The organism is Sphingomonas sp. R1 (assembly GCF_025960285.1).
Classification (GTDB): domain Bacteria; phylum Pseudomonadota; class Alphaproteobacteria; order Sphingomonadales; family Sphingomonadaceae; genus Sphingomonas.
This window is the reverse complement of sequence record NZ_CP110111.1, coordinates 1,497,640-1,522,639: the sequence shown is the minus strand read 5'-3', so window position 1 is coordinate 1,522,639 and position 25,000 is coordinate 1,497,640. Positions and strand designations below refer to the sequence as shown.

Below are 25,000 nucleotides of genomic sequence, written 5' to 3'. Positions count from 1 at the left end.
AATGGCGTCAGGAGCAAAGGAGCGACAATGACGATCAATGCTTATCAGGCGGCCCGGAGCCGGGCCGAGACGCCGCGCGCTGCCGAACTGCGGCTGATGCGCGAGATCACCGGCGAAATGCTGACGGCACATGAAGCCGGCCTGAAGGGCGCCCTGCTGATGCCATCACTCTATCGCAATCGCGAGATGTGGACGGCGTTCGTCACCGATTGCGGCGCGCGGGGCAACACCCTGCCGGTCGAGCTGCGTGCCAAGATCATCTCGCTCGGCCTGTGGGTCGATCGCTTCACCAGCGACGTGGTCGCCGGTCGGGAGTCGATCATGGAGCTGATCACGGTGAACCGCACGATCATGGAAGGGCTGGCCGGCCAGGGCGGCGGCGACACGATGCCTGCACCGCCGGCGACCGCGGCTGCCGCCTGATCCGACTCCCTTTCGACGGCAATGTTTCAGCCCCGGGGTGCTCCCCCGGGGCTTTTTCGTGGCCGGATGGGCAGGGGAGCGAGGGAATGGCGAACCGCCGCCCGACGATCGATCTGCTCCGATAACGAAACGGGCGCCGCGGCATGGCCGGGCGCCCGTCGTTCGTGGTGGGGAGAGGGCGATCAGAACGATGCCCAGTCGTCTCCCCCCGCCGTTACGGTCGCCTTCGGCATCGCCATCGGCTTGACCGGCGAGACATAGCCGCTGCTCGACGCAGGCGCGCGCCGAGCCGGGGCTGCCTTGCGCACGCCGTTGCCGATGTTGAAGCGCTCGGCTCGGTCGGCCATGGCCGCGACTTCGGAGGTGAGATTGCGCGCCGCGGCCGAGGTCTCCTCCACCATCGCGGCATTCTGCTGCGTCGACTGATCCATCGTCCCGATCGTCTGCGAGATTTCCGAGATTGCTGAGGATTGCGCCTGATTGTCGGTAGCGATCCGGCCGAGCAACTGGTGCACCTCGCCGACGTCGCTCGAGATGTTCGAGAGCGCGCCGTCCACTTTCTCCACCATGCCAACCGCGGTCACGATATCCGCCTGGGTAGCGGTGAGCTGATCGCGCGCGCGGCCGGCCTCTTCCTCGGCGCGCATCGCCAGTGCGGAAACCAGATCGGCAACCACCGCGAAACCGCGGCCCGCCTCACCGGCGCGGCCCGCTTCCACCGCAGCATTCATTGCCAGAACGCGCGTCTGGAAGGCGATCTTGTCGAGGCCCTCGATCACGCTGTCGATGCCCTTGGCACTTTCCGACACGCGGGTCATCGCCTGCATCGCCTCGTCGGCGGTGCTGCGACCGGAGGAAACGACGCTGATCGTCTGATCCGCGCGCTGCACGGTGCTGTTGGCGGCGGTGGCGGTGGCCTTCAGGCGCTGGTCCATCTGCGTGACCGCGGCCGCCGTCTGCTCGAGCGCCGAGGCGTTGGCTTCGGTGCGCCGGGCCAGGTCCTCGCTCGCCTGGGCGATCTCGCTCGATCCGGTGCGGATGTTATGGGTCGATTCCATCACCGAGCCGAGCAACTCGCGCAGCGCGGAAAGGGCTTCGTTGAGGTTCGACTTGAGCTCGCCATAGGCAGGCGGGAAATCAGCGATGATGTCGGCGGTGAGGTCGCCGCCGGCGACGCGGATCAGGCTCTCGCGCACCGTATTGGTCACGATCTGCTGCTCGGCGGCGGCGCGCGCGTCCACCTGCGCGCGGTCGGCGGCGGCCAGACGGAACTGTTCGACGGCGCGGGCAATCTCGCCCAGCTCATCCCCGCGGCCGAGGCTCGGCACCTCGGCGACCCCGCCTTCGGCCAGCGTCTTGGTCGCCCGCGCGAGACGCGCCATCGGCTCGGCCACCGTGCGATTGATCGCCAGCCAGACCACGCCCAAGGCCAGGAACGACAGCAGCGAAAGCCCGATCGTCAGGATCAGGGCGGTCATCGCCGATGCATTGCCGCGCCGATTGGCCTCCTCGGATTCCTTGCGCAGCGTATCGAGCATCTTCTGGGCCTGGTCGAGCGCGTCGTGCGAGCGCTCCTTGCCCTCGCCCTTAATCAGCTTGACCGCAGCGTCCTTGTCGGAAACATTGGCCGCGAAGATCCGCCGGTTGACATCCTCCAGCTGGCCCTTGATCTCCGTCAGCCGCTGGGCCTCGGGCGCCATCGAGGTATCTGCCACGGCGGCGAATCCCTTGATGTCGCGATCCAGTGCATCGGACGCGGTGTCCAGCCGCTTCTGCAATTTGGCCCGCTCCTCGTCGGTCAGCGCATTATAGTGGCTGTAGACGATGATCCGCATCTCCTTGATGTCGCTGATCACGTCGTTCATGTTCGACATGCCCGCGACGCTGACCTCGACGTGGCGGCGGGCGATGCTGGTGAGGTCCCGGTTGGAAACCCAGCCGTTGATCGCCAGTCCGATCAGCAGCACGCCAAGAAAACTGAAGGCTGCCAACATCTTCTTGGTAAGCGGCCAATCATTTAGAAATGCGAACATATATAGTTCTACCCGCAAGCCCCGATCGTCGACCGGGGCGGTTTTCTGCCGCGCTGACGGCGGTCTAAAGGTCATTATAGATGCTTGAGGCGGATCGTAGCGGGCGGCGATTTATGGAATGGTAGCAACGACGTCCGGAAAACCCCTGGTTCACTGCCGCTACCGCCGGGTCATCCCCGTTCCTTCCTATAAGGCCAAGAACTATGCGCCGGAGGAAGCAACAGGTGGACGATCTACGGAACGAGGGCACGATGTTGCGCTGCGCGGGGCTGGCGCTGCTGCTCGTGGCGGCATCGGCACAGGCGCAGACTGCAACCAAGCCCGCCGCTCCGGCGCCATCCGGGCCAACGCTGCATATCGAGGGCAGCTTTCGTGCGCGTCTCGAGGGGATAGACGGCCAGTTTCGTCCGAAGATCGACGACAGCATCGCCTTCACGTCTTTCCGCACGCTCGTGGCGGCGAAGATCGACTGGGACGATCTGACGATCGGTGGCGAGCTGATGGATGCCCGTGGCTATGGCGAAGGCCATAACAGCTCGGTCAAGGCCAGCGAAATCAACACGCTGGAGCCGCTGCAGGCCTATGCAAGCTACAAGCTGCATAATCTGTTCGGCAAGAAGGACAGCCTGGCTGCGACCATCGGCCGCTTCACCATGACCTTCGGTGCCCAGCGACTGGTCGCGCGTGCCGATTTCGGCAACACCTTCCCCTCCTATCTGGGGGGGCGCGCCGAATATCGCACCAGGAACAAGGACGAACTGGTCGTCTTCTGGACGCGGCCGATCGATGCGCTGCCGAACACGGCGGACGCGATCTTCAGCAACGCGGTCCAGCTGGATCACGTCAACACCGGCACGGTATTCTACGGCGCCGATGGCAATCTCGCCGATGTCGGCCACAAGGTGAGCGTGGGTGGCTATGTGCTGCGGCTCGCGGAACAGGACCGGCCGGGATATCAGACGCGCGATCGTCGGCTGGTGACGTTTGGCCTCCGGCTCCGCCGCGTGCCCGCCAAGGGCAAGTTCGACGTCGAGGCGGAAGCGGCGCTGCAGCGGGGAACCGCGCGGCTGACCACCACGGCCGCGGATCGCACCGATTTCGACGTCCGCGCCGGCTTCGTCCATGTCGAGGGCGGCTACACGTTCGCCAAGGGTTGGACGCCGCGCCTTTCGGGCTTCTTCGATTATGCCAGCGGCGACGGCGCCAATCCCGCCTATGGCCGCTTCGATTCGCTCTACGGAGCGCGTCGGGCCGATTACGGTCCCGCCTCGCTGTTCGGCCCGGTCGGGCTGGCCAACCTCGTCTCGCCCGGCATGCGGATCGAGGCCAAGCCGTCCAAGCGTCTGGACTGGATGCTAGCGGTGCGCGGGCTCTGGCTGGCGGATCGGACGGACACCTTTGCCTTCACGAGCGTGCGCGACAAGACCGGCGCATCCGGCCGCCATGCGGGCACCGAAGTGGAGGTCCGCGTGCGTCGCGCATTGATCCCCGATCGGCTGCGCGTGGAACTTGGCGCCGCCTATCTCGCCAAGGGCCGCTTCCTCACCCGCGCCCCCAACGCGCCGCATACCGGCGATGCGCGGTACGGCTATGCCGATCTGGTATGGAAGTTCTGATTGCGACGATCTGAGCGAACCAAAGCGATACCTCTCTGGTAACGTACATCAAACCCGTTATGATCGCAGAACGGTAAGCGAAGCTTGGTCGAAACGATTGCGATGGTACTTAACATGCTCGTCATCCTGATGGTACGCGAGGCAGGCTTGCGCAGTGCGCTGGCCGCGCGCCTCGCGCTGTCCGGGATCGACGTGGTGAGCATGGAGCAGGTCGATGCCGCGCGCATCGGCCGGCTGGGTGGCAGCGCGCCCGTCCTCGTCGCCGATTTCGCCGCGACATGTGCGCACCCGGGCGGGCTGGCAGCGCTGAGCGTCGATCCCCTGTGGCACCGGCTGGTGATCATCGGTGCGGAAGAGCAGGTGGAGGCCCCGCATCTGTACCACATCCCGGCAGAAGACCCGGCAACCGCCATTGCGGCGCTGCTTCGCGAGACCGGACTGACGCATTAACCTATCCGCACATTGCCTCGATCCCGTGGAGCGAGAGACAAGGGCCGGTCCTGCCGCACGTCTTGGGCCCGTCAGGCTCACGGCCCCGAAACGCGCCATCGGGGAGCGCTCCGGGGCTGAGCCGAGATGTCACCCCTTGGGGAACAGGCCTGCGGCGAAGGCGATGCGCAGCGCTTCGGAAAGGCTGCGGACCTCCAGCTTTTCCATCAGATTGGCGCGATAGATTTCCACGGTGCGCGGGCTGATGTCGAGTTCATAGGCGATGATCTTGTTCGACCGCCCCTCGATAAGCCCCTTCAGCACGTCGGTTTCGCGTGGCGAGAGCTTGGCGATCTTCGACTCGGCGGTGGCGGTACGCGCGGCGGCCTCGCTGTCCTCCTCCAGCTTGGAGAAGGCCTGGTCGATCACCTTGAGCAGGAACTCGGCCTCATAGGGCTTTTCGATGAAATCGAGCGCACCCGCCTTCATTGCCTGCACGGCGAGGCCGACATTGCCCTGCCCCGTCAGCACGATCGCAACGAACTTGGGTGCCCGGTCGAGCTGCGTCAGCACGTCCAGACCGCTGGCGCCCGGCATGTGGAAGTCCAGCAGCACCACGCCGGGATCAAGTTCGGCTTCCTGTTCGAGAAATGCGTCGCCCGAACGATAGCCGCGGACGATCAGATCGGGGCGGACGGAAAGCAGGCTGTGCAGCGATGCGCGGACGGCATCGTCATCATCGACGATGTAGATCGTTCGGGTCATTATTCTTCACCTTCTTCGACACCGGGAAGCGTGAAACGGAACGATGCACCACCCCCCGGGGCATTTTCCGCACTCAGAGTACCCCCATGGCCTTCGATAATGCGTTTGCTGATCGAAAGTCCAATCCCCATTCCGCCTGCACCTCCTTTTGTTGTGCTGAACCGCGAAAACAATGTTTCCAAGACCTGCGCGGGCAGGCCGGGGCCACTATCGGTAACGGAAATCGCGATCATCTGGTCGGGTAGCCTCTCCGACGTGATCGTTATCTGCCGGTCATCGGGCTCGACGAGCTTTAGTGCCTGAATGGCATTGCGCAGCAGGTTCACCAGAACTTGTTGTACCTGAATGCGATCGGCCAGAATGAAGCGCGCGCCGGGGTCCAGGTGGAACGACACGCGCAGATTGAAATGGCCGGTGCCGACCAGCACCAGCTCCACTGCATCGCGGATCGTGCGCTCGACCGATTCCACCCGCATTTCCACCTCGCCGCGCGCAACAAAGGCGCGCAGCCGGCGAATGATCTCGCCGGCGCGCTGCGTCTGCTCGGATCCCATGCGGAGCAGGTCGGTGACCCGCGTTCCGCCTTCGCCGCGCTCGATCAGCATCCGGGCGGCGGCGAGGAAATTGGCCGTGGCGCTGAGCGGCTGGTTGAGCTCGTGTGCGAGGTCCGCGGCCATCTCGCTCATCGCGCTCTGGCGGGAGACATGGGCGATCTCGTTGTTCAGCTCGCTGAGCCGCTGGTCGGCGGCGATGCGCTCGGACAGGTCGCGGATGAAGACGGTGATCAGCATGTGATCGTCGCTCTTGGCGGCGCCCGCACGCATTTCCGCAGGGAACCGCCGCCCGTCCGCGGTCAGCGCCACGCCCACCAGCACTTCGCCGACCAGGCCCTCGCCGGTATCGAGGAACCGTTGCAGCACGGCCTCGTCGGGCTCGAGTTCGTCGGTGGGGATCAGCACCGAGAAGTGCCTGCCAACCACTTCCGATGCGCGATAGCCCCAGAGTTCTTCGGCCGCAGCGCTGAACTGCACGATCACGCCGTCGCCGGTCAGGACGATCATCGCGTCGGGCACGGTTTCGAGGACCGTGCGGAGCTGCGCCTCGCGCCGCCGCAGCGCCGCCTCGCGCTCGTCGCGCTCGGTGATGTCCAGCGCCGCGCCGACGACGCGGATGAGGTTGCCCGCCGGATCGTAGAAGCACCGCGCCGAGCCTTCCAGCGTGCGCCCCGCACCCTCGCAATGGATCAGGCGATAGCGGAACGAGAAGCGTTCGGCACGCTCCGCAACCGCGATAGCAACGGTCTGGCGCAGCTGTTCCAGGTCGTTCTGGTCGATCAGCTGGCGCCACTGGTTGAAGCTGGACAGCGACCCCGGCGGCAGGCCGAGGCGTTGCTCGGTACCGGGCGACCAGTTGACGTGGTCGCCGCTCAGGTCCCAGTCGAAAATGCCGAGTTCGTGGGCGGCGGTCGCCTGGGCGAGTCGCTCCTCGCTTGCCCGCAGCGCGCGCAGCGCCGCGACGCGCTCCGAAATGTCGAGGATGCTGTGCACCGTCACCGCCCCGCGGCTGGGGGTGGCGAAGCGCAACTGGCGCTCGATCACATGGACTTCGCTTCCGTCCCTGCGCTGCTCGATCAGTTCCTGCGCGCCATCGGCGTCGGGCAGGGCATAGCTGCTGTTCCAGCTGGGGCATTGGGCGCGCAGCAGCATGTAGATATTCTGTCCGAGCGCCTCGGCCTCGCTGAACCCGTACAGCTGCTTGCAGCCCAGCGACCAGTGGAGAATGGCGCCGCGCGCGTCGGTCATCACCACCGTTGCGCCGTCGAGAGCAAGGCTCAGTTCGGCTCGGGCGCTCTGCTCCACGCCGACCCGGTGCACCGCCCAATAGGCGATCAGCCCGACCGCCAGCACGTTGAACAGCGCGAGCACCAGGTGCCCGGGCGCCGGCGCGCCCTGATGGGTGCGCTCCAGCAGCAGTTCGAAGGTCGCGGGCAAGGTCGGCAGCAGGATCGCGCCCGCTACGATGGTCTGGATCGACAGCGGATCCGATCGCTCGATGCGCCCGAAGCGGCGGACATCTGCGCGGGCGGGCCCGGGGCCGAGCAGGATCGCGCCGGTGAGCGCCATCGCGATGATCGTTCCGGGCACGGAGGCACGCAGCCCGGCGTTGACGATCGAAGCGTGCGACGCAAGCATCATCGCGGTGGCCGACGCGAGCGCCAGCGCCAGCGGCGCCATCGCGATCAGCGGCGCCACGTCGCGCAGCAGGCGCGATCGGCCATGCGCGGCGAAGGCGGCGATCGGCAGCATCAGCAGATAGACAATGGCGTTCACGCCGGGCCGGCCCGCACTTTCCAGCCCGGTTGCGGCGACCTTTCCGGGAAAGAGCAGGGTTCCCAGATCGAGCCAGTCGCCGATCAGTGGCTGGGCGGTGCCCAGAGCGCCGATGGCGAGGGCCACTCCGTAGAAGGGGCGGGCAAGGCTATCGCGCTCGGTCTGGGTCAGCAAGAGCCCGATGGCCAGGCTCGCATAGCCTACCGCATTGATCGGCCACATCGGATAGGTGCGGGGAAGAAACCGTTGCAGCAGCGGCAGGTCGAACGTCCAGCCGCCAAGCACAACGACCGAGCATGCCAATGCGAAGATGGCCAAGATGCGCGCCAAGGTGCCGTTTGGTGACGATGGGGGGCGCCCCATCGCATACGGATCATGTCTTCCAACGCGCAAACCGCCTGCCCCTGCACAGGTCGAAGTCGAACCTCGATTTGCTCAGCATCGGTTAATTTTCTGTGAAAAGCCATAGGGAGATGCACGCATTTCTGCCGATTCCAGCCAGCCCCTTGGTGCAGCCGCTTGCCAAACGCAGCGTGGGCCGCAATCAATCAGCGCCGGGGAACCATCCAATCAACCCGAGGGAGTCACGCTTGATCCGAAGCTTCGCCATGGCGGCCGCCTGCGTCGCCCTAACCGCGTGCGGAGGGAGCGGGGGAAAACCCGCCACCGCATCCAGCACGCCGCCCGCGCAAAAGGGTCCGGGGCTCGGCAAGGGATATAGCCACGACCCCTATCCGTCGACCTATCGCCCCTATCCGGGCGTGCCGACGCTGGTGACCAACGTCACCATCCTCGACGGCGAAGGCGGGCGGATCGACAAGGGTGCGGTGCTGTTCCGCGACGGCAAGATCGTTGCGGTCGGCCAGAACCTCACCGCGGATGCCGGCGTCACGGTCATCGACGGGCAGGGCAAATATGTCACCCCCGGCGTGATCGACATCCACAGCCATCTCGGCGACTATCCTTCGCCGGGCGTCGACGCTCTGTCGGACGGCAACGAGGCAACCGGGCCGGTCACCGCCGATGTCTGGGCCGAGCACAGTGTCTGGCCCCAGGATCCCGGCTTCGGGCGTGCGCTCGTGAACGGGGGCGTCACCACGCTGCAGATCCTGCCCGGATCGGCAAACCTGTTCGGTGGCCGCTCGGTAGTGCTCAAGAACGTCTATGCGCGCACCATGCAGGGGATGAAGTTCCCCGGTGCCGGCTATGGCCTGAAAATGGCGTGCGGCGAGAATCCGAAGCGCGTCTATGGCAGTCGCGGCCGCGAGCCCTCGACCCGCATGGGCAACATCGCGGTCGATCGCCAGACCTGGGCGCGCGCCGCAGAATACAAGCGCCGCTGGGACAAGTACGAGAAGGACGGTGGCGAACCGCCCGCGCGCGACATCGCGATGGACACGCTGCGCGGCGTGCTCGACGGCGAGATCCGCGTCCAGAACCACTGCTACCGCGCCGACGAGATGGCCAATGTCCTCGATATGGCCAAGGAGTTCGGCTACCATGTCGCGGCGTTCCACCACGCGGTGGAGGCCTACAAGATCGCCGATCTCCTGAAGGCCAACAATACCTGCGCTGCCGTCTGGGCCGACTGGTACGGCTTCAAGATGGAATCCTATGATGCGGTGCCGGAAAATCTCGCCATCCTCGAGAAGGAAGGCGCGTGCGGGATGATCCATTCGGACGACGCCAACGGCATTCAGCGCCTGAACCAGGAAGTCGCCAAGGCGCGCGCCTCGGCGGTCCGTGCCGGCTTCGACGTGTCCGAGGCGACCGCCTGGAAGTGGCTGTCGATCAACCCGGCGCTGGCGCTTGGCATCGCCGACAAGACGGGCAGCCTCAAGGCCGGCAAGATGGCGGACGTGGTGCTGTGGAACGGGAATCCGTTCAGCGTCTACACGCGGCCCGAGATGGTGTGGGTCGACGGTGCGCTGCTCTATGACGCAAAGGATCCCAAGCGCCGTCCGGTTTCCGATTTCGAGCTCGGCCAGCCGGGCGAGGGGGATGTGAAGTGAGCAAGACCCTGTTTCTCGCCGCGGCGGCCCTTGCGGCGCTCGCGGCCCCTGCGATGGCGCAGGATGTGGCGATCACCAACGCAAAGCTGGTGATCGGCGACGGGTCGGCCCCCGTCGAGGGCGGCACCGTCGTGGTGCGTGGCGGCAAGGTCGTCGCGGTCGGTCGCGGCGTCGCGGTGCCGGCGGGCGTGCAGGTGGTCGATGCCGCCGGCCGCTATGTGACGCCGGGCATTTTCGCCGGCTTCACCCGACTGGGCATCGTCGAGGTCGACGGCGTCGGCGTGACCAACGACGCCGGCACCGAGAACTCGCCGTTCAATGCCGCGCTGGACGTGACGCCTTCGGTCAACCCGCGCAACACGCCGATTGCGATCAACCGCGCCGACGGCGTCACGCGCGCCGTGGTTGCACCGGAAGTCGGCCGCGGATCGGTATTCGCCGGGCAGGGCGCGGTGATCGATACCCGCAGCGACTTCCATCCTGTCGCCCGTCCGCGTGCTTTCCAGTTCATGGAATATGGCGAGAGCGGTGCGCGGGCCGGGGGCGGCAGCCGCTCGGGCGCGGCTGCGCTGCTGCGCAACACCTTCGCCGAAGTGCGCGCCTATATCCGCAACCCGGCGAGCTTCAGCGATCGGGCCAAGGACGTGCTGCTCACCCGCGCCGATGCCGAGGCGCTGGCGCCGGTGGTGCAGGGCAAGGTGCCGCTGCTCGTCCATGTCGAGCGCGCGTCGGACATTCTGGTGCTGCTCCAGCTCAAGCGCGAGACGCCGGGGCTGAAACTGGTGCTGGTCGGCGCGACCGAGGGCTGGACGGTCGCGAAGGACATTGCGGCCGCCGGCGTGCCGGTGATTGCCTCCGCGCTCAACGACCTGCCGGCCAGCTTCGAGCAGCTGGCCGCCACCCAGTCGAACATCGGCCGGATGCAGGCGGCGGGGGTGCTGGTCGGCGTGGGCACGATCAACGACGACGAGGCGCGCCAGGCGCGGCTGGAGAAGCAGTTCGCCGGCAATCTGGTGGCGCTCACCCGCGTGCCGGGTGCGACCGGGCTCAGCTGGGATGCGGCCTTCGCGGCGATCAGTTCCAAGCCTGCCGAGGCGATGGGGCTGGGCGACGCGTTCGGTTCGCTCCGCCCCGGCCGCGTCGGCGACGTGGTGGTGTGGGACGGCGATCCGCTCGAGATCGGCAGTGCGCCGGTGAAGCTCTATGTCGACGGCATCGAGCAGTCGCTCACCAGCCGTCAGACGCGGCTGCGCGACCGCTACTGGAAGCCCGCCGAAGGTGCGCTGCCCAAGGCGTATCAGCACTGATCGCGCGGGTTCCATCCGGAACCTTCACGATCGCACACGCTTTGGCGAAATGCTGAACCCTGCCCGGCGCGAAATTCTTGCGCCGGGCGATCAGGAGACTGGGACCATGACGACGCGCATCCTTCTTGCCGGCCTCGCCCTGGTGGCGCTGGCGGGCTGCAACAAGGGCAGTGAAGCGACCGGCAATGCGGTTGCGGATACGGCGACCGAAAGCAACGCGGTGGTCGGCAACGACAGCGAGGGCAATAATGTCGCCGCGCAGGTGGTCGCGATGAACGACGCGCAGCGCAACGTCGTGTTCATCCGCGCGATCCTCGATGCGAAGCTGCCCTGCGAGCATGTCGAAAGCTCGCAGCGCCTGCCGGATCAGGATGGGCTGCCGCTGTGGCGCGCGAACTGCAAGGGCGCTGGCAGCCACATGATCACGATCACGCCCGGTGGCGAGGCGAGGATCGTCAGCCGCACCGATCGCTGAGCTCGGCCTCGGCGAGGAGAAAGGGCGACACGGCGCGCAGGGCGCGCGCCACCGTCTCCTCCTTCTCGCCGACGGGCGCGACATAATGGATCGCCTCGCGCGCGGCCTGGGTACCGGCGCCGCGCGCGATCAACCAGGCGGCGAGATACTGGGCGGCGAGGCACCCGCCCGCGGTTGCGACATTGCCATGTGCCACGAACGGTGCGTCCAGCACTTCGACCCCAGCGTCGATCACCCAGGGCTTGGTCGTCAGATCAGTGCAGGCGGGCAGGGTGCCGATCAGCCCGAGCTTCGCCAGCAGAAGCGTTCCCGAACATTGCGCGCCGATCAGCTGGCGCACCGGATCGAGCCGAAGTTGGCCGAGCAGATCCGCGTTCGCGGCGATTTCGCGCGTCTTGATCCCGCTGCCGATCAGCACCGCATCGGCTTCCGCCGCGAAGGCGAGCGGCTTCTGACGCCGGACGGTGACGCCGTTCATCGAGGTCACTTCTTCGGTGGGGGAGGTGATGTAGGCTTCCCAGCCCTGGGCGCGCAGGCGATTGAGGATCGCGGCGGCGATGAACGAATCCAGTTCGTTGAAGCCGTCGAACGTCAGCACCGCGATTTGCATCAATAGCCCTTTCTGGCCGCTGGATGTTCCAGGGGTGTAGGGCGCTGCACGGGTGCGCGGAAGGGGCTGCGATCGACCTGGCGTCAACGGCCTTTTTTGGCGGCGTCACAGAACAGCGCCGATTTAGGCCCTGGGACTGCAGGCAGAACCGGCGGGTGCGGCGGCAGCCGGGTCTGCAAAGCAAGAGGGAGACCTTGCGGCCTCCCTCCGAAGCAGTCACGCCGGACCTCAGAGGCCGACGACGCCGCCGTCATTCTTGGTGATGACCACCACCGCCGAGCGCGGGCGCACGGTCGCGGCGACGGTGCCGCCGGCCTGGCTGTCCGGCCACTTGCTGCTCGGCGCCGCGGGGGTGCCGTTCTCGCCAGGATGCTGGATTCCGACGAACAGCGTGCGGCCGTCCGGCGTCGAGTCCACGCCGGTGATCTCGCACTCGACGGGACCGACGAGGAAGCGGCGCAGATTGGTGCCCGGTGCAGCGCCGATGCGGGTCGCCTGGGTGGCGGTGGCACCGGTGGAACCGGTGTTGGTGATCGTCCGCGCGCCGCCGTCGCCGACGGTGCCCGGCTGGGCGGCCAGCATCATGCAGTTGGTGACGTCGGTATAGGCGCCGTCATCGGTCTGCAGCCACATCAGCGGGTTGACCTGGCCACCCGCATGGGTGGTCCGGGCAAAGGCCATGCCGTCGGGGCTGGAGAAGTCGTTGCTGTCATCGAGCGACGACAGGTTGATGTTGGCCTTGTCGAGATCCGCACCGGCACCGAAGGCATAGATGTCCCAGGTAAAGGTGGTCGCCTCGGTATTGGCTTCCTTCATGCGGATGATGTGGCCGTTCGGGTTGCCGTACTGCGCCGTCTTCGCCGTGCCATAGGGGTCGTTATAGTGGCGCGGGTTGGCGGCGTCCGTGCCGGTGAGCGGGCGGCCGGCGGCGTTGTTGTTGGTGAGGGTGACGTAGATTTCGCCGGTCACCGGGTTCACCGCGGTCCATTCCGGGCGATCCATCGGCGTGGCGCCCAGCACGTCGGCCGCAAGGCGGGCGTTCACCAGCACGTCCGCCTGGTTGGCGAAGGCGTAGGTGGCGTTGTTCGCGTCGATGCCGTTCTGGCCGAACACCAAGGGCAGCCAGCTGCCGGTGCCGTCGGCGTTGAACCGGGCGACGTAGAGCGTGCCGTTGTCCAGATACTTGTCGCCGATCGCGAGGCGATCGGATGCGCTGGCATCGGCGGCGACCCAGGCCGTGGCCGAGACGAACTTGTAGATATATTCGCGACGGGAATCGTCGCCCATGTACCAGGCCGGCTTGCGACCGACCACGAACGCGCCCGGCCAGCAGCCTTCATGGCCAAGGCGGCCGAGTGCGGTGCGCTTGCGCGGTGCCGCGGTCGGCGCATAGGGATCGATTTCCACGATCCAGCCGAACTGGTTGGGCTCGTTGCGGAAATCGTCGGTGGCGGTGCCGGTGCCGGCGCGCGCGTCCCAGCGACGGAACAGCGTGTTCGTCGAATCCGCCGGGGTGACGGTCGACCAACCGTAATTGCCGGTGCTGCTGGTCACGCCGTAGCGGCTGAGCGCAGTGACTTCCTTGGCCGAGCGATTGGCGGTGTCGCCGCTGCGACGGAAATAGCCGGCCCAGTTTTCCTCGCAGGTGATCGCGGTGCCCCACGGCGTGGTGCCGTTGGCGCAGTTGTTGATCGTGCCGCGCCCGGCCACGCCGGTCGGCGAGAACACGGTCTTGAGCAGATCCGAGCCCCGCGCCGGGCCGTTGAACACCATCGGGGTCGCGGGCGTGATGCGGCGGTTATAGGCGGAATCCTGCTTCACGCTCCAGACGCGGCCGGTGCCTTCGCTGGCTTCGGTGACCGACACGCCGTGGCAGTCGATTTCCTTCTGCGCTTCGCCTTCCGGACGCGCGCCGTTCACGGACGTCGCGCCGTTCACGTGCAGATACTGCTGGTTGATGTTCTCGTGGTTCTGCACGAGCAGGCCGCGGGTCGAGCTGGTCGCATCGCGCGCGGTGCCGTCGGCGTTCAGGCCGTACCAGTAGAGCGCGTCGCCATGATCGCCGATGCGCTGGGCGAAATTGGTGTCGGTGCCGTCATTCTTGTAGGCGGGCACGCTGGCGGCGATCGGATCGCCGGTGCGGTTGATCACGCCGACGGTGTAGCCGGTGGGCACGGTCACCACGTCGAGCTTGTTCTTGGCCACGGCGGTAAAGCCGAGGGCAGGCGGGTTGATGGTCACCGTGGTGGTCGAGACCGCAGTCTTGCCGCCATTGTCGGCAGCGGCGAACTGGAAGGTGAGAGTGGTGGCAGTGCTGACCACCGGCGCGAGGAAGGTCGCGGTGTTGGTGTTCGCGCCAGTAAGGGTGACCGAGGGGCCGCTCGTCTGCGTCCACGCGACCGAGCCGACTCCCTTGTCGTCGCTGGCCGTGCCGGCGAGCGTCACGGTGCGGCCCGAGGCGGTGGTGCCGACGGCGCCTGCCGAGACGGTGGGGGCGGCATCGTTATTGAAATCGTTGCTGCTGTCGCACGCCGCGAGCAGCGAGCCGCCCATCGTCGCGGCGACGATCGCGCTCGAGCCGCGCAGCAGCGTGCGACGCGAATAGCGCTGGTCGGCCAGTTCGTTGAGCGTTACCGCACCACTGCGATTGGTGTCCACATCGCCGTCGCTATAGCCGAACGGCGTCTCGATCAGGTCGGTCATCGGGTTCCCCTTTTGCGGCCGGGCGTGATCGGCCCGGGACCCTTGTCCCATGGGGAAGGCGCGTGAAGTGCTGATGGCCTGTGGATTACGCAGGTGAGACGAAATCGCGACGCCTATGTGACACTTGCCAAGCGGCGACTTCGGGCTAAGCGGCGCAGCATGTCCGATGCGTCTCCTCCCGATCCGCAGCCTCCCAGCCTGGCAGGGCGGCTGGTGGCCCTGTTGCGGCGCCCGACGAGCGCGTCGGGCAACAGCGATCAGGCCGGCGACACCCATCCGCGATGGGCCGCCGCGGCGCTGGCGGCGCTGATCGCAGCCGGGCCGCTGGCGACCATCGCGGGCGCCGCGTGGCTGCGCTCCGACGCCGAGAAGGTCGCTACCGGGTTGGAATCGCAGCTGGCGCCCCGCCGCGCGGCCGAGCAGGAGCGGGAGAAGGCCCGCGTGCTGCTCGGCGCGGCAATCACGCAGCCGGGTCCAGCGGCGCTGCTGGACCAAGTGTCCGCTGCCTTGCCGCCGGAGGACACGCTGGCGCGTGCCGAGCGTGCCGAGGACGGCCGCCTCGAGATCGACGTGGCGACGAGCGACCCCGATGCGCTGCGCGGCGCCATGCGGCGCCAGCCCGCGCTCGCGGGCCTGCGCGACGTGCGCCAGCGCGAGGGGGAGGGCCGGACCCTCGTGCTCTTCCGCCAGAGTGCGCGATGAAGGGCCGGGACATGCTGTGGGGCGCACTTGCCGGCCTGCTCTTGGCGGCGCTGCTCGCGCCCTGGACCGGCGCGGCGCTCGGCGCGCTGGCAAAGGCGCGGGCGGCCCGCTCTGCCGCCGAGGCGGCGATGGCGGCCCCGATTTCGCGGGCGGCGGTGCTGCGCCCCGAACTGGCCTTCCCTGCAGCGGGCGCCGGCTCTGCCGTGCGGCAGCGGATCGAGCGCGTTGCGCGCGGCGGTGGTGTGTTGGTGGAGGCGATCGAACCTGCGCCGGCGCCTATGCCGCTGATCGCGGTGTCGCTGCGCGTTTCGGGGCCGGAAAAGGCCGTGATCGCGCTTGCCGATGCGATCGAGCGAGAGCGGCCGCTGCTCCGATTCCAGCGTTGGCGGGTCGAGCCGGCGGAAGGCGGTGGCGTGCGGCTCAGCGGCGTGCTGATCGGGGCGACGCGATGATCCCGCGTTCGCTGAAGCTCGCGCTGGGCGCGGCTGCTTCGCTTGCCCTGCTGCTGCCGGTGTTCCTGCTCGCGCCCGGCAGGTCGAAGCCACCCATGCCCGCCCGCGTGCTGCCGCCGCTCGCTGCGCCGGTGACACCGCCCCTTCGCCACGTTTTCGATCGGTCGTTGTTCGCCGCGCCCGTCGAGGCTGCCCTGCCGGCGGATGCACCGCAGCTCACGGGCATCGTGGGGCGCCTCGGCAGCGACGCGGTGGCGCTGGTTCGCACCGCGCAGGGGAGCAGCCGCAGTCTGGCGGTCGGCGACAGCGTCGACGGTTGGACACTGGAATCACTGTCGATCGACGCCGCGCTGTTCCGGCGCGGCGGCCAGCAGGCGCGGGTGCCGCTGCCCGCCGTCGATCCCGAGCTGCCGGCTCAGTAGATCCCGTCGATCTCTACCTTCAGGCGCGCCGGCGGTGGGGCGAGCAGCAGGCTGTTGCGCTTGCCATTCTCCGCCTCGTCGGCACGGAGGCGGGCATAGCGGTCCTTCGCTGCCGCGCTGGCATCGGCGCCGTCGCGCAGGATCGTCGGCTTGAGGAAAATGAACAGCGTCCGCTTCTGGTGCTGCTCCTTCCGACTCTTGAACAGCTCGCCGATCAACGGGATGTTGCCCAGCACCGGCACCTGCTGGCGCGTATCCTGATAATCGTCGGCGGTCAGGCCGCCCAGCACGATGGTGGAGCCGTTATCGGCCAGCACGGTGGTGTTGATCGCGCGCTTGTTGGTGATGATGTCCGACGCCTGCGACACGGTGGTGCTGGCGATTGCCGAGGCTTCCTGATTCACCTGTAGGCGGATCGTGTCGCCGGCGTTAATCCGCGGCAGGACACGGAGCGTGATGCCCACATCCTTGCGCTCGATCGTGGTGTAGGGGGTCGCCGAGCTGGAGTTGGTGAGGATCGAGCCGGTCACGAACGGCACGTTCTGGCCGGCGATGAACTCCCCGGCGACATTGTCGAGCACGGTGATCTGCGGCGTGGAGAGCAGGTTGGCCCGGCTCGAGGTGCCCAGCGCCTGGAGCAGCACCGAGAAATCGTCGCCGATCTTGAAATTGCCGGTGAAGCCGCTGGCGCCTGTGCCGAGCAGCGATCCGGCGGGCACGCCCAGCGCGGTGAGGACCGCGCCCAGCGAGGTGCCGCCCGCATTGAACGAGGTGGCCGCGCCGGTGACCCGGTTCAGCACCGCGCCGCTGGTACCAAGCTGTACCGCCAGCGCCTCGGCATCGTCGCCGGTGATCTCGGCGATCGCGGCTTCGATCAGCACCTGCGGGCGACGCACGTCCAGATCGCGAACCAAGGGTTCGATCGAAGCGATCGCGCTGGGCGCACCGCGCACGACGATGGCGTTCAGTTCGGGGGCCGGCTGTACCGTCAGATCGGGCGTGGCGAACCCCTTGGGCGTCTTGGGGGTGGTCGACTGCATCATCGGCGTCGTGGTGCCGGTGGCGGACTGGACGCCGGTAGCGCTGGTCCCACTGGCCATGCCGGTAGTGCCCGCGGACAGCGCGGCGGCACCGCTGGCGCTGCCGGAAAGGCTGCTTTGCGAGGACAGTCGGGAGAAGGGATTGCTCGCACCGGACGAGAGGCTGTTCGCCACGGCATTGTCGGTGCTGTCGCCTAGGCCCAGCACGCCGCGCAGCACGTCGGTCACTGTCTCGGCATCGGCATAATTCAGCCGGAACATGCGGGTGATCGGCGTCGAGCCGCCCGGCAGATCGAGCGAGGCGACGATGCGGCGCCCCTCCGCAACCGCCGCCGGGGTGCCGCGCAGGATGACCGTGTTGCTGCGCTCGTCTGCCGCGACGCGGGTGCCCGCACCGGAATCCCCGCCCAACACGTTCTGCACGGCCTGTGCGACGGCGGGTGCGCTGCCGTTCTTCAACGCGATGGCGGCAAAGGTCGCGCCGCCGCCGCCGTCCAGCTGGCGGACGATCGATTCGATCCGGCGCACATTGTCCGCATAATCGGTGATCACGATCGCGTTCGGCGCGGTGAGCGGTTCGACGCTGCCGAACTGCGCGACCAGCGGTCGGGCGATGCGCGCGGCGTCGGCCGAGGGGACGTTGGACAGCCGCACCATTCGCGTCATCAGCTCCTGCCCCGCTGCACCGCGGGCGGGCAGGCCACCGTCACGCACCGCATTGGCGGCGGGTACGATCCGCCACGCACGGCCCGAGCGCACCGCGGCATAGCCATTGGCGCGCAGCACCGACTGGAACAGGTCCCACACGCCGCCGGGGGTCAGCGGGCTGGACGAGGTGACCGTCACGACGCCCTTCACCGCCGGATCCAAGATCAGCGTCCGGCCGGTGATCCGCGAGATCTGGTCTGCGACATCGGCGATTTCCACCCCGCGCATGTTGATCACCACATCGGCGGCGTCCTGCGGCGCGGCGGCGGTCTGGGCGGCGACCAGCACCGGATCCAGGAGCATCGGCGCGAGCGCAAGGCAGGCGAGGGCGGGGCGAATCTTCACGGGGTTCTCTCTTCTAGTGCAGCGGGACGGTCAGCGTGATCCGCCGTCCGTCGCGCAGGATCTGGACCTGGGCCGAGCCGCTCTGCTGGGCGGCGGCGAAGGCGGCATTGGCGGCCTGGGTATCGGTAAGCGCGGTGCCGTTGACCGAGGTGATCACGTCTCCCGCCTGCATGCCCGGCGGACCGTTGCTGCCGATGCGGAATCCTTCCGGCGTCGGCGTCGCGCCGAGCTTCTGGAGCGCGGCGGCGCTGTTGCCCGGCAGCGGGCCGGCGGGCGGCGCCGGCGGGGCTCCCGCGGCGGAGGGCGGCCCCTGCGGCGGGGGCGGGGCCGCGGCCGCGGCCTGGCGTTGCTCGGGCGAAAGGCTGGGATCGGGGAAGGCAAGGAACTCGCGCCGGCCGCCATTGTCGAACAGCACGCGATCGCGCTGGATCGCCGCGATCGTGGCGCCGTTCACCGCCTGGCCGACATGGAAGGCCGTGGCCGGCGCCCCGCTCACCGCGATGAAGGCGGTGGAAAGATCGGCCGGAATCGCGGCGACGATCCCCTTCAGTTCCAGCGGCAGCGTGGTCGGCTGCGGAGCGTCGACGACCACCGGCTTGCCGAACGGGGCGAGCGCGATCGCTGGCGCCATGTCGGGCAGGGCGGCCGGGCCGCTGCGACCGGACGGCACGGTGATCGCGCCGGTGCCGGCATGGCCTGCGATCCGCCAGGTGAGTCCTGCTAGCGCAACGGCGACGGATACGACCATCGCGCCGGTCAGAAGATCGAGCGCGGTGCGCGTCTGGCGCGGGGTGAGAGCGAGGCGGGTCATCCCTTGCGTCCGTCCACGAAGCCGTCGAGCGATGCAAGCGGCGTCTTCTCGGCGGCGGGAAACACGTTGATGCGCACGCGCACGATTTCGGGATCGTCGGTGCTGCGCTTGTCGACGGCGATTCGCCAGCGCTCGCCGAGCATCTCTACCTGCGGTTCGCCGGCGATCCCGGCTTCCAGTTCTGCGAGGTGATTCTCGGCGACCCACATGGCGGCTGCCCGCCGCTCCACGCCGCGCGTCGAATCGATGTGACTCTGCACCGTCCGCATCAGCCCCACCGTCGCGATGGCGAGCACCGCCAACGCCACCAGCGCCTCGATCAGCGAGAAGCCCTGTTCGTCGTCGCGCATCAGGAGGTCGGTGCCGGCGTCGCGGTCGCGGTCAGCCCGTCATAGCGAACCAGCCAGCGCTGGCTGCCATTCTCGATCGTCGCCGCCATCGGCTTGCCCGATCCGTCGACGCCGAGAACAACCGGCGGCCGGGTATCGAGCGTGAGGGTGATACCCGAGGGGAGCGTATGCGGCGCGAACTCGTCATCGACGCGCGGCGCAAGTTTGCCGTTGGCGGCGACGGTCGCAAAGCCATAGCCATGCGCCTGGGCCGTGAAGGCGACCAGCCGATCGCCGAGCATGGCATCGTCGGCGGCCGCCTGCAGCCGCGCGGCGAGGCGGCGCGCCTCGGTTTCCACGCTCGGCTTGCGGGTGGCAGCGCCGATCCCCAGCGTCACCGCACTCGCCGCGACGCCGATGATCACGAGGACGATCAGCATCTCGATCAGCGTCATGCCCGCCTGGGAGGCGGAACGCGCACCGCTGCCGGCCCCCCCGCGCGGCATCAGCCCTTGCCTTCGATGTCGGCGTCCACGCCTTCGCCGCCGGGCTTGCCGTCCTTGCCGAACGAGCGAATCGTGAATCCGCCGCCCTCGGCCTTGTATTCGTAGGGCTTGCCCCATGCATCGAGCGGCGCGGCCGAGAGGTAGCCGCCCTGCGCCCAGTTCGCCGGCACCGGCGGAATGGTGGGCTTTTCGACCAGCGCCTTCAGGCCCTGGTCGGTGCTGGGGTAATCGCCATTGTCGAGGCGATACATCTTCAGCGCACCTTCGATGCTGGAGATGTTGCCCTTGGTGGTGGTCACCCGCGCCTCGTCCGGCCGGTTGATCACGTTGGCGGTGATGAGCCCGGCGACCACGGCGATGATCACCAGCACGATCAGCATCTCGATCAGCGTCAGCCCGGCTTCATGCTCGCCGACCTGGCGGAGCTTGCGCGGGGCGCGCTGCGATGCGATGTCACAAAATGGTTTCAAAACTATGCGCATCCCTGCCTCATGCGTCCTACCCATGAAGCTTCTATGACACGCGGCGTCCGAACGCCGGATCTGCCGCCGCCGCACGCCGGGGGTGTGTGGACGCTGGCGGGCGACCGGCTGATCATAGTCTCCGCCGAGGGACCCGCAACCATCCTCGTGCCGACCGAGCGGGTCCGGCTGCTCGCCGTCGATCTGCCGTTGCCGAATCGCGCCCGGCGACTGGCCGCGCTGCCCTTTGCCATCGAGGATCAGGTGGCCGAGCCGATCGAGTCGCTCCATCTGGCGCTCGGCGCGCGCACCGCACCCGCCGATGCGCCCAGCCGGTATCTGGTCGGCGTCGTGCATGCCGAGACGATGGCCGAGTGGGTCGCGTTGGCCGAGGCCCATGGGCTCGGCGCCGCGCCGATGGTGCCGGACGTGCTGCTGCTCCCCCGCCCGGTGGAAGGCTGGGCGGTCGAGGTGCGCGAGGCGCGCGCGCTGGTATTGGCCGCCGACGGCACCGGCTTCGCAATTCCTGCCGCGCTGCTGGCCGCTGCCTGGGAAGCCGCCGGCCGACCGCGGCTGCATGCGCTGGGTCAGCCGCTGGCCGGCGACCTGGCCGTTCATGCGACCACTGCCGACCTCCGGGATGCGGACGCGCGGGCAGAGGTGGCGATCGCCGAGCTGAATCTCCGCCAAGATGCCTTCGCGTCCCGGCCCGAACGGGTGTCGAGCGGCTGGCGCCGGCTGGGCTGGATCCTCGGCATCGGTGCCGCGGCGCATATCCTGATCGCGGGCGGCGACACGCTGATGCTGCGCGTGATCGCGAATCGCCGTGCGGCCGAGACGCGGGCGCTGGTTTCGGTGGCGGCGCCGGGCACCGATCTCAGCGGCGACCTCAAGGCGACGGTAACCGATCTGCTGCCGACCGGCGGGGGCCGTGCGCCCGATCGGTTCGTGCCCCTGCTTGCCCGGCTTTCCGCCGCGCTCGCGCCGCTCGCAGGCAGCGTGACGGTTCGGGCGATACGCTATGAGGGCAATGTTCTGACGATGGATTGCGACCCCGGCGTTCCGGATCTCGCCGCACGCATCGCCGATGCGCTCAAGGCGGGGCGCATCCGCGGGCAAGCAACGGCCTCGCCAGACGGGGCCATCCGCATTACGGCGAGCGCGGCATGAGAGACTTTATTCGCACCCAGTTGCCGACGCTCGACGCCGGCCTGTCCCGCTCCGACGGCTGGTGGCAGGCACGCACCGCGCGCGAGCGGACGCTGCTGGCCGGGCTGGCGGTGCTGCTCGTCGCGGTGGTGCTGATCTATGGCATCGTGAAGCCGATCCAGGGCGCCCGTGCCGCGGCGCTCGCTGACATCCGCACCTACGAGACGCTGAACGCCCGCATTCGTGCGGCGGGCACGCTCAGCTCGGTAAAGCCGCAACATCGCACCGGTGCACCCGATGCCATCGCCACCCAATCGGCGGCCGCCTTCGGGGTGGTGCCGAGCACTTCCCCGATGCCGGCCGGTACCCGGGTGACCGTCGCCGATGCGAGCTACGACTCGCTGGTGCACTGGCTGGCGGACGTCACCACGACCAGCGACTTGCGTGTCCGGCGCATCACCCTGCAGCGACTGGCGGTGCCGGGCCATGTCTCCGCTCAGGTGGAACTGGGCCAGTGATTATCGATCTGCCGACCCTGCCGTACAGTTTCGCCCGCCGCCACGGCGTGCTGCTGCGCACGAACGGCGAGGGCATTGAGTGTGTCCACCGTGCCGATGCGCCGCTGGAAGGGCTGCTGGAAGTGCAGCGGCTGGCGCCCGGCGCGCGCTTTGTAAGGCTGGAAGGGCCTGCCTTCGATACCGCGCTGGGCCAGGCCTATGGCGGGGCCGGGGGCGCGGCGGCCGATATCGATCTCGGCGACATGGACCTCGCCGCGTTGGCCGACAGCGCCGCGAGCGTCGACGATCTGCTCGACACCCGTGACGATGCGCCGGTCATCCGCCTGATCAACGCGCTGCTGATGGAGGCGGTGAAGGAAGGCGCGTCGGATGTGCATGTCGAGACGCAGGAGAAGCGGCTCGTCGTCCGTTTTCGTATCGACGGCGTGCTGCGCGACATGATCGAGCCGCCGCGCGCACTGGCGCCGCTGCTGGTCAGCCGCATCAAGGTGATGGCCAAGCTCGACATTGCGGAGCGGCGCGTGCCGCAGGATGGCCGCGTGACGCTGCGCATCGGCGGGCACGACGTCGATGCCCGCGTCTCCACCATTCCGACCCAGCATGGCGAGCGGGTGGTGCTGCGTTTGCTGGAGAAGGGCTCGCTCAAGCTTGATCTGTCCGGCTTGGGCATGAGCGAGCGCGATCAGGCAGTGTTCGGCCGGCTGCTCGAGCGGCCGCACGGCATCCTGCTCGTCACCGGGCCGACGGGCTCGGGCAAGACGACGACGCTGTACACCGCGCTCACCCGGCTCAACGATCGCAAGCGCAACGTGATGACGGTCGAGGATCCGATCGAATATGAGCTGCCGGGCGTCGCGCAGACTCAGGTCAATCCGCGCACCGACATGACCTTTGCGCGCGGCCTGCGCGCGATCCTGCGCCAGGATCCGGACGTGATCATGGTCGGCGAGATCCGCGACCAGGAAACCGCGCAGGTGGCGGTGCGCTCGGCGATGACCGGGCATTTCGTCCTCTCGACACTGCACACCAACAGTGCGGTGGGCTCGGTGACCCGGCTGATCGACATGGGGGTGGAACGCTATCTGCTCGCGCCCATGGTCGTCGGGCTGTGCGCGCAGCGGCTGGTGCGGCGGCTGTGCCCCAACTGTCGCCGCGAGGACGTGGCGAGCGAAGCGGATTCGCTGTTGCTCGGCGGGGCGCTGGCAGCAGGCGCGCCGGTATGGCGCGCGGTCGGCTGCGACCAGTGCCATGACGAGGGCTATCGCGGACGGGCAGGGCTCTACGAGGTCGTCGCGGTGGACGATGCGTTCCAGAAGTTGATCCATGACGGCGCCAGCGAGGCGGACATCGAACGCCATGCGCGGGCCGACAATCCGAGCTTGCTCGACGACGGCGTCGCCAAGCTCCAGGCCGGGGTGACGACGGTGGAAGAAGTCGCTCGCGTCGTGAGGGACGAGGCGTGAGGTCAGCCTTATATCCTCCCCGGCAAGGGGAGGTGGCGCGGACCAGCGCGCTGCAGGCGTGTCTCCCTCAGGGAAGGCGACCCTTCACGGCAGCCGGGACACCCCTCTACCACCCCTTCGGCGCGGTACCCCTCCCCTTGCAGGGGAGGATCTGATGCCCGCCTTCGCCTATCGCGCCGCGGATCGCACCGGTGCCGCCAAGCGCGGCGTGATCGAGGCCTCCAGCGCCGCCGCCGCCCGCGCGCTGCTGCGGGAGCAGGCGCTGCTGCCGCTTTCGGTCGAACCCGCCGCCGATCGCGGCCGCTCGATCGGATCGATCACGCTGCCGCGCTTCGGACGCAGCGGCGTGAGTGCCCGCGCGCTCGCCACCGTCACCCGACAGATCTCGACGCTTGTCGGCTCGGACATCGCGATCGAGGAGGCCCTGCGCCTCGTCGCCACCCAGTCCGAGCAGCCTTCGGTAAGCTCGCTGCTGCTCGACGTGCGCGGCGCGATCCTCGACGGTCGCAGCTTCGCCGCCGCGCTCGCGCAGCATCCCAAGGCATTTCCCGAATTCTACCGCGCCTCGGTCTCGGCCGGTGAGGCCTCGGGGCGCTTGCCGGACGTGCTCAACCACCTCGCCGAGTTCGTCGAGAATCGGCAGGCAAACGGCCAGAAGCTGCAACTGGCGCTGCTCTATCCGGCGCTGCTGGCGCTCGTATCGGTCGGCATGATGGTGCTGCTGATGGTCTATGTCGTGCCGGACATCGTGAAGGTATTCGTCTCGCGCGGGGCGGACCTGCCGCTGCTGACGCGCGCGCTGATCGCCATCAGTGCGTTCCTGCAGGCTTTCGGCCTGTACCTGCTGGTGGCGATCGGCATCGGCATCGTGGCGTTCGGCCGGTGGCTGCGAGTGCCGTCCAACCGGCTGCGCGTCCACCGCTTTTTCGCCGAGCGCCGCCCATTTCGTCGCTTCAGCCGGCAGATGAACGCCGCGCGCTTCGCGGGCAGCCTGGCGACCCTGGTGGGCAGCGCGGTGCCCCTGGTCGAGGCGCTGCACGCCGCGGCCGCGGTTACGCCCAATCATTTTGTGCGCGAAAGGGCCCTGGGGGTGGCGATGCGCGTACGCGAGGGCATCAGCCTGCGCGCGGCGATGCAGGAAGCGGACATCTTCCCCTCGATGCTGGTGGCGATCGTCGCCTCGGGCGAGAGCTCCGGCAAGCTCGCGCCCGCGCTCGGCCGCGCCTCGGGCGAGTTGGAGCGCGAACTGGATGCGCTGGTTTCCACGCTGGTCGCACTGGTCGAGCCGCTGGTGCTGCTGGTGATGGGCGGGCTCGTGCTGCTGATGGTGCTGGCGATCCTGCTGCCGATCATCAACCTCAACAACCTGGTGGGGGTTTGAACAAGAGCCT

The 25,000-nt window shown here is 68.2% G+C and carries 23 protein-coding genes; 13 read left to right on the top strand and 10 right to left on the bottom strand.

Annotated features, from left to right (window positions below; translation table 11 throughout):
* The first annotated feature begins 27 nt into the window (after positions 1-27).
* On the top strand, positions 28-423 hold the full coding sequence (locus tag OIM94_RS07350) for a flagellar biosynthesis regulator FlaF (RefSeq protein WP_264609418.1): 396 nt from the start codon (positions 28-30) through the stop codon (positions 421-423).
* A 182-nt stretch (positions 424-605) separates the two neighbouring features.
* Here the strand turns inward: OIM94_RS07350 and OIM94_RS07345 are convergent, their stop codons facing one another.
* On the bottom strand, positions 606-2,417 hold the full coding sequence (locus OIM94_RS07345; RefSeq protein WP_319801143.1) for a methyl-accepting chemotaxis protein: 1,812 nt from the start codon (positions 2,415-2,417) through the stop codon (positions 606-608).
* 263 nt (positions 2,418-2,680) lie between these two features.
* Between OIM94_RS07345 and OIM94_RS07340 the strand changes: the two genes are divergently transcribed.
* Positions 2,681-4,072, top strand: coding sequence for an alginate export family protein (locus tag OIM94_RS07340; protein WP_264609416.1), 1,392 nt, complete (start codon positions 2,681-2,683; stop codon positions 4,070-4,072).
* A gap of 114 nt (positions 4,073-4,186) precedes the next feature.
* Positions 4,187-4,522 (top strand): hypothetical protein, encoded by a 336-nt coding sequence (locus tag OIM94_RS07335; RefSeq protein ID WP_264609415.1) that lies wholly within the window; start codon positions 4,187-4,189, stop codon positions 4,520-4,522.
* Between the two features lie 129 nt (positions 4,523-4,651).
* Here the strand turns inward: OIM94_RS07335 and OIM94_RS07330 are convergent, their stop codons facing one another.
* Positions 4,652-5,266, bottom strand: coding sequence for a response regulator transcription factor (locus OIM94_RS07330; RefSeq protein WP_264609414.1), 615 nt, complete (start codon positions 5,264-5,266; stop codon positions 4,652-4,654).
* Complete coding sequence (locus tag OIM94_RS07325) at positions 5,266-7,926, bottom strand: PAS domain S-box protein (protein ID WP_264609413.1); 2,661 nt, start codon at positions 7,924-7,926, stop codon at positions 5,266-5,268. Before OIM94_RS07325 ends, OIM94_RS07330 begins: the two co-directional genes overlap by 1 nt.
* 278 nt (positions 7,927-8,204) lie before the next feature.
* Between OIM94_RS07325 and OIM94_RS07320 the strand changes: the two genes are divergently transcribed.
* From OIM94_RS07320 to OIM94_RS07310, 3 genes are all read left to right on the top strand, one after another.
* Complete coding sequence (locus OIM94_RS07320) at positions 8,205-9,608, top strand: amidohydrolase (protein ID WP_264609857.1); 1,404 nt, start codon at positions 8,205-8,207, stop codon at positions 9,606-9,608.
* The gene (locus OIM94_RS07315; RefSeq protein ID WP_264609412.1) at positions 9,605-10,915 is read left to right on the top strand and encodes an amidohydrolase family protein; all 1,311 of its coding nucleotides are present in this window, start codon (positions 9,605-9,607) and stop codon (positions 10,913-10,915) included. The genes OIM94_RS07320 and OIM94_RS07315 overlap by 4 nt, the downstream gene beginning before the upstream one ends.
* Positions 10,916-11,021: 106 nt before the next feature.
* Complete coding sequence (locus OIM94_RS07310; RefSeq protein ID WP_264609411.1) at positions 11,022-11,390, top strand: hypothetical protein; 369 nt, start codon at positions 11,022-11,024, stop codon at positions 11,388-11,390.
* Here OIM94_RS07310 and OIM94_RS07305 read toward each other — a convergent pair.
* Together OIM94_RS07305 and OIM94_RS07300 are read right to left on the bottom strand one after the other, a co-directional pair.
* Positions 11,371-12,000, bottom strand: a complete 630-nt coding sequence (locus OIM94_RS07305) for a DJ-1/PfpI family protein (protein ID WP_264609410.1) — start codon at positions 11,998-12,000, stop codon at positions 11,371-11,373. The genes OIM94_RS07310 and OIM94_RS07305 overlap by 20 nt on opposite strands.
* A 228-nt stretch (positions 12,001-12,228) precedes the next feature.
* Positions 12,229-14,703: a PhoX family protein gene (locus OIM94_RS07300; RefSeq protein WP_264609409.1), complete on the bottom strand. Its 2,475-nt coding sequence runs from the start codon at positions 14,701-14,703 to the stop codon at positions 12,229-12,231.
* Positions 14,704-14,796: 93 nt separating this feature from the next.
* Here OIM94_RS07300 and OIM94_RS07295 point away from each other — a divergent pair, with 93 nt between their 5' ends.
* Genes OIM94_RS07295 through OIM94_RS07285 form a run of 3 tightly spaced genes read left to right on the top strand, consistent with a single transcriptional unit; the run spans position 14,797 to position 16,279 of the window.
* The gene (locus OIM94_RS07295; RefSeq protein ID WP_264609408.1) at positions 14,797-15,405 is read left to right on the top strand and encodes a hypothetical protein; all 609 of its coding nucleotides are present in this window, start codon (positions 14,797-14,799) and stop codon (positions 15,403-15,405) included.
* Positions 15,402-15,857 (top strand): type II secretion system protein M, encoded by a 456-nt coding sequence (locus OIM94_RS07290; protein WP_264609407.1) that lies wholly within the window; start codon positions 15,402-15,404, stop codon positions 15,855-15,857. The genes OIM94_RS07295 and OIM94_RS07290 overlap by 4 nt, the downstream gene beginning before the upstream one ends.
* Positions 15,854-16,279: a hypothetical protein gene (locus OIM94_RS07285; protein WP_264609406.1), complete on the top strand. Its 426-nt coding sequence runs from the start codon at positions 15,854-15,856 to the stop codon at positions 16,277-16,279. Before OIM94_RS07290 ends, OIM94_RS07285 begins: the two co-directional genes overlap by 4 nt.
* Here the strand turns inward: OIM94_RS07285 and gspD are convergent.
* From gspD to gspG, 5 genes are read right to left on the bottom strand one after another with little or no spacing between them, the layout of a single operon-like run.
* The gene (gspD, locus tag OIM94_RS07280) at positions 16,273-18,372 is read right to left on the bottom strand and encodes a type II secretion system secretin GspD (RefSeq protein ID WP_264609405.1); all 2,100 of its coding nucleotides are present in this window, start codon (positions 18,370-18,372) and stop codon (positions 16,273-16,275) included. The two genes, OIM94_RS07285 and gspD, sit on opposite strands and share 7 nt — an antisense overlap.
* A 13-nt stretch (positions 18,373-18,385) precedes the next feature.
* Positions 18,386-19,183: a type II secretion system protein N gene (locus OIM94_RS07275; RefSeq protein WP_264609404.1), complete on the bottom strand. Its 798-nt coding sequence runs from the start codon at positions 19,181-19,183 to the stop codon at positions 18,386-18,388.
* Positions 19,180-19,533, bottom strand: coding sequence for a type II secretion system minor pseudopilin GspI (gene gspI / locus OIM94_RS07270; RefSeq protein WP_264609403.1), 354 nt, complete (start codon positions 19,531-19,533; stop codon positions 19,180-19,182). Before gspI ends, OIM94_RS07275 begins: the two co-directional genes overlap by 4 nt.
* Entirely contained in the window at positions 19,533-20,018 is a 486-nt protein-coding gene (locus OIM94_RS07265; protein WP_264609402.1) for a GspH/FimT family pseudopilin, read from the bottom strand. Before OIM94_RS07265 ends, gspI begins: the two co-directional genes overlap by 1 nt.
* Positions 20,018-20,500 carry a type II secretion system major pseudopilin GspG gene (gene gspG, locus OIM94_RS07260; protein ID WP_264609401.1) on the bottom strand — a complete coding sequence of 161 codons (483 nt, stop codon included), beginning with the start codon at positions 20,498-20,500 and terminating at the stop codon, positions 20,018-20,020. The genes OIM94_RS07265 and gspG overlap by 1 nt, the downstream gene beginning before the upstream one ends.
* Positions 20,501-20,533: 33 nt before the next feature.
* Here gspG and gspL point away from each other — a divergent pair, with 33 nt between their 5' ends.
* From gspL to OIM94_RS07240, 4 genes are all read left to right on the top strand, one after another.
* Entirely contained in the window at positions 20,534-21,649 is a 1,116-nt protein-coding gene (gspL, locus tag OIM94_RS07255) for a type II secretion system protein GspL (protein WP_264609400.1), read from the top strand.
* A complete protein-coding gene (locus tag OIM94_RS07250) occupies positions 21,646-22,146 on the top strand; it encodes a type II secretion system protein M (protein WP_264609399.1) in 501 nt (166 codons plus the stop codon). The genes gspL and OIM94_RS07250 overlap by 4 nt, the downstream gene beginning before the upstream one ends.
* Positions 22,143-23,609, top strand: a complete 1,467-nt coding sequence (gene gspE / locus OIM94_RS07245; protein WP_264609398.1) for a type II secretion system ATPase GspE — start codon at positions 22,143-22,145, stop codon at positions 23,607-23,609. Before OIM94_RS07250 ends, gspE begins: the two co-directional genes overlap by 4 nt.
* A 154-nt stretch (positions 23,610-23,763) precedes the next feature.
* On the top strand, positions 23,764-24,990 hold the full coding sequence (locus OIM94_RS07240; RefSeq protein WP_264609397.1) for a type II secretion system F family protein: 1,227 nt from the start codon (positions 23,764-23,766) through the stop codon (positions 24,988-24,990).
* Positions 24,991-25,000: the final 10 nt, after the last annotated feature.

What these genes read in the sequence shown, in the direction of transcription:
- OIM94_RS07350 (WP_264609418.1), top strand. Translation starts at nt 28, where the DNA reads ATGACGATCAATGCTTATCAGGCGGCCCGGAGCCGGGCCGAGACGCCG.
- OIM94_RS07345 (WP_319801143.1), bottom strand. Translation starts at nt 2,417, where the DNA reads ATGTTGGCAGCCTTCAGTTTTCTTGGCGTGCTGCTGATCGGACTGGCG.
- OIM94_RS07335 (WP_264609415.1), top strand. Translation starts at nt 4,187, where the DNA reads ATGCTCGTCATCCTGATGGTACGCGAGGCAGGCTTGCGCAGTGCGCTG.
- OIM94_RS07330 (WP_264609414.1), bottom strand. Translation starts at nt 5,266, where the DNA reads ATGACCCGAACGATCTACATCGTCGATGATGACGATGCCGTCCGCGCA.
- OIM94_RS07320 (WP_264609857.1), top strand. Translation starts at nt 8,205, where the DNA reads ATGGCGGCCGCCTGCGTCGCCCTAACCGCGTGCGGAGGGAGCGGGGGA.
- OIM94_RS07310 (WP_264609411.1), top strand. Translation starts at nt 11,022, where the DNA reads ATGACGACGCGCATCCTTCTTGCCGGCCTCGCCCTGGTGGCGCTGGCG.
- OIM94_RS07305 (WP_264609410.1), bottom strand. Translation starts at nt 12,000, where the DNA reads ATGCAAATCGCGGTGCTGACGTTCGACGGCTTCAACGAACTGGATTCG.
- OIM94_RS07300 (WP_264609409.1), bottom strand. Translation starts at nt 14,703, where the DNA reads ATGACCGACCTGATCGAGACGCCGTTCGGCTATAGCGACGGCGATGTG.
- OIM94_RS07290 (WP_264609407.1), top strand. Translation starts at nt 15,402, where the DNA reads ATGAAGGGCCGGGACATGCTGTGGGGCGCACTTGCCGGCCTGCTCTTG.
- OIM94_RS07285 (WP_264609406.1), top strand. Translation starts at nt 15,854, where the DNA reads ATGATCCCGCGTTCGCTGAAGCTCGCGCTGGGCGCGGCTGCTTCGCTT.
- OIM94_RS07275 (WP_264609404.1), bottom strand. Translation starts at nt 19,183, where the DNA reads ATGACCCGCCTCGCTCTCACCCCGCGCCAGACGCGCACCGCGCTCGAT.
- gspI (WP_264609403.1), bottom strand. Translation starts at nt 19,533, where the DNA reads ATGCGCGACGACGAACAGGGCTTCTCGCTGATCGAGGCGCTGGTGGCG.
- OIM94_RS07265 (WP_264609402.1), bottom strand. Translation starts at nt 20,018, where the DNA reads ATGCCGCGCGGGGGGGCCGGCAGCGGTGCGCGTTCCGCCTCCCAGGCG.
- gspG (WP_264609401.1), bottom strand. Translation starts at nt 20,500, where the DNA reads ATGCGCATAGTTTTGAAACCATTTTGTGACATCGCATCGCAGCGCGCC.
- gspL (WP_264609400.1), top strand. Translation starts at nt 20,534, where the DNA reads ATGACACGCGGCGTCCGAACGCCGGATCTGCCGCCGCCGCACGCCGGG.
- OIM94_RS07250 (WP_264609399.1), top strand. Translation starts at nt 21,646, where the DNA reads ATGAGAGACTTTATTCGCACCCAGTTGCCGACGCTCGACGCCGGCCTG.
- OIM94_RS07240 (WP_264609397.1), top strand. Translation starts at nt 23,764, where the DNA reads ATGCCCGCCTTCGCCTATCGCGCCGCGGATCGCACCGGTGCCGCCAAG.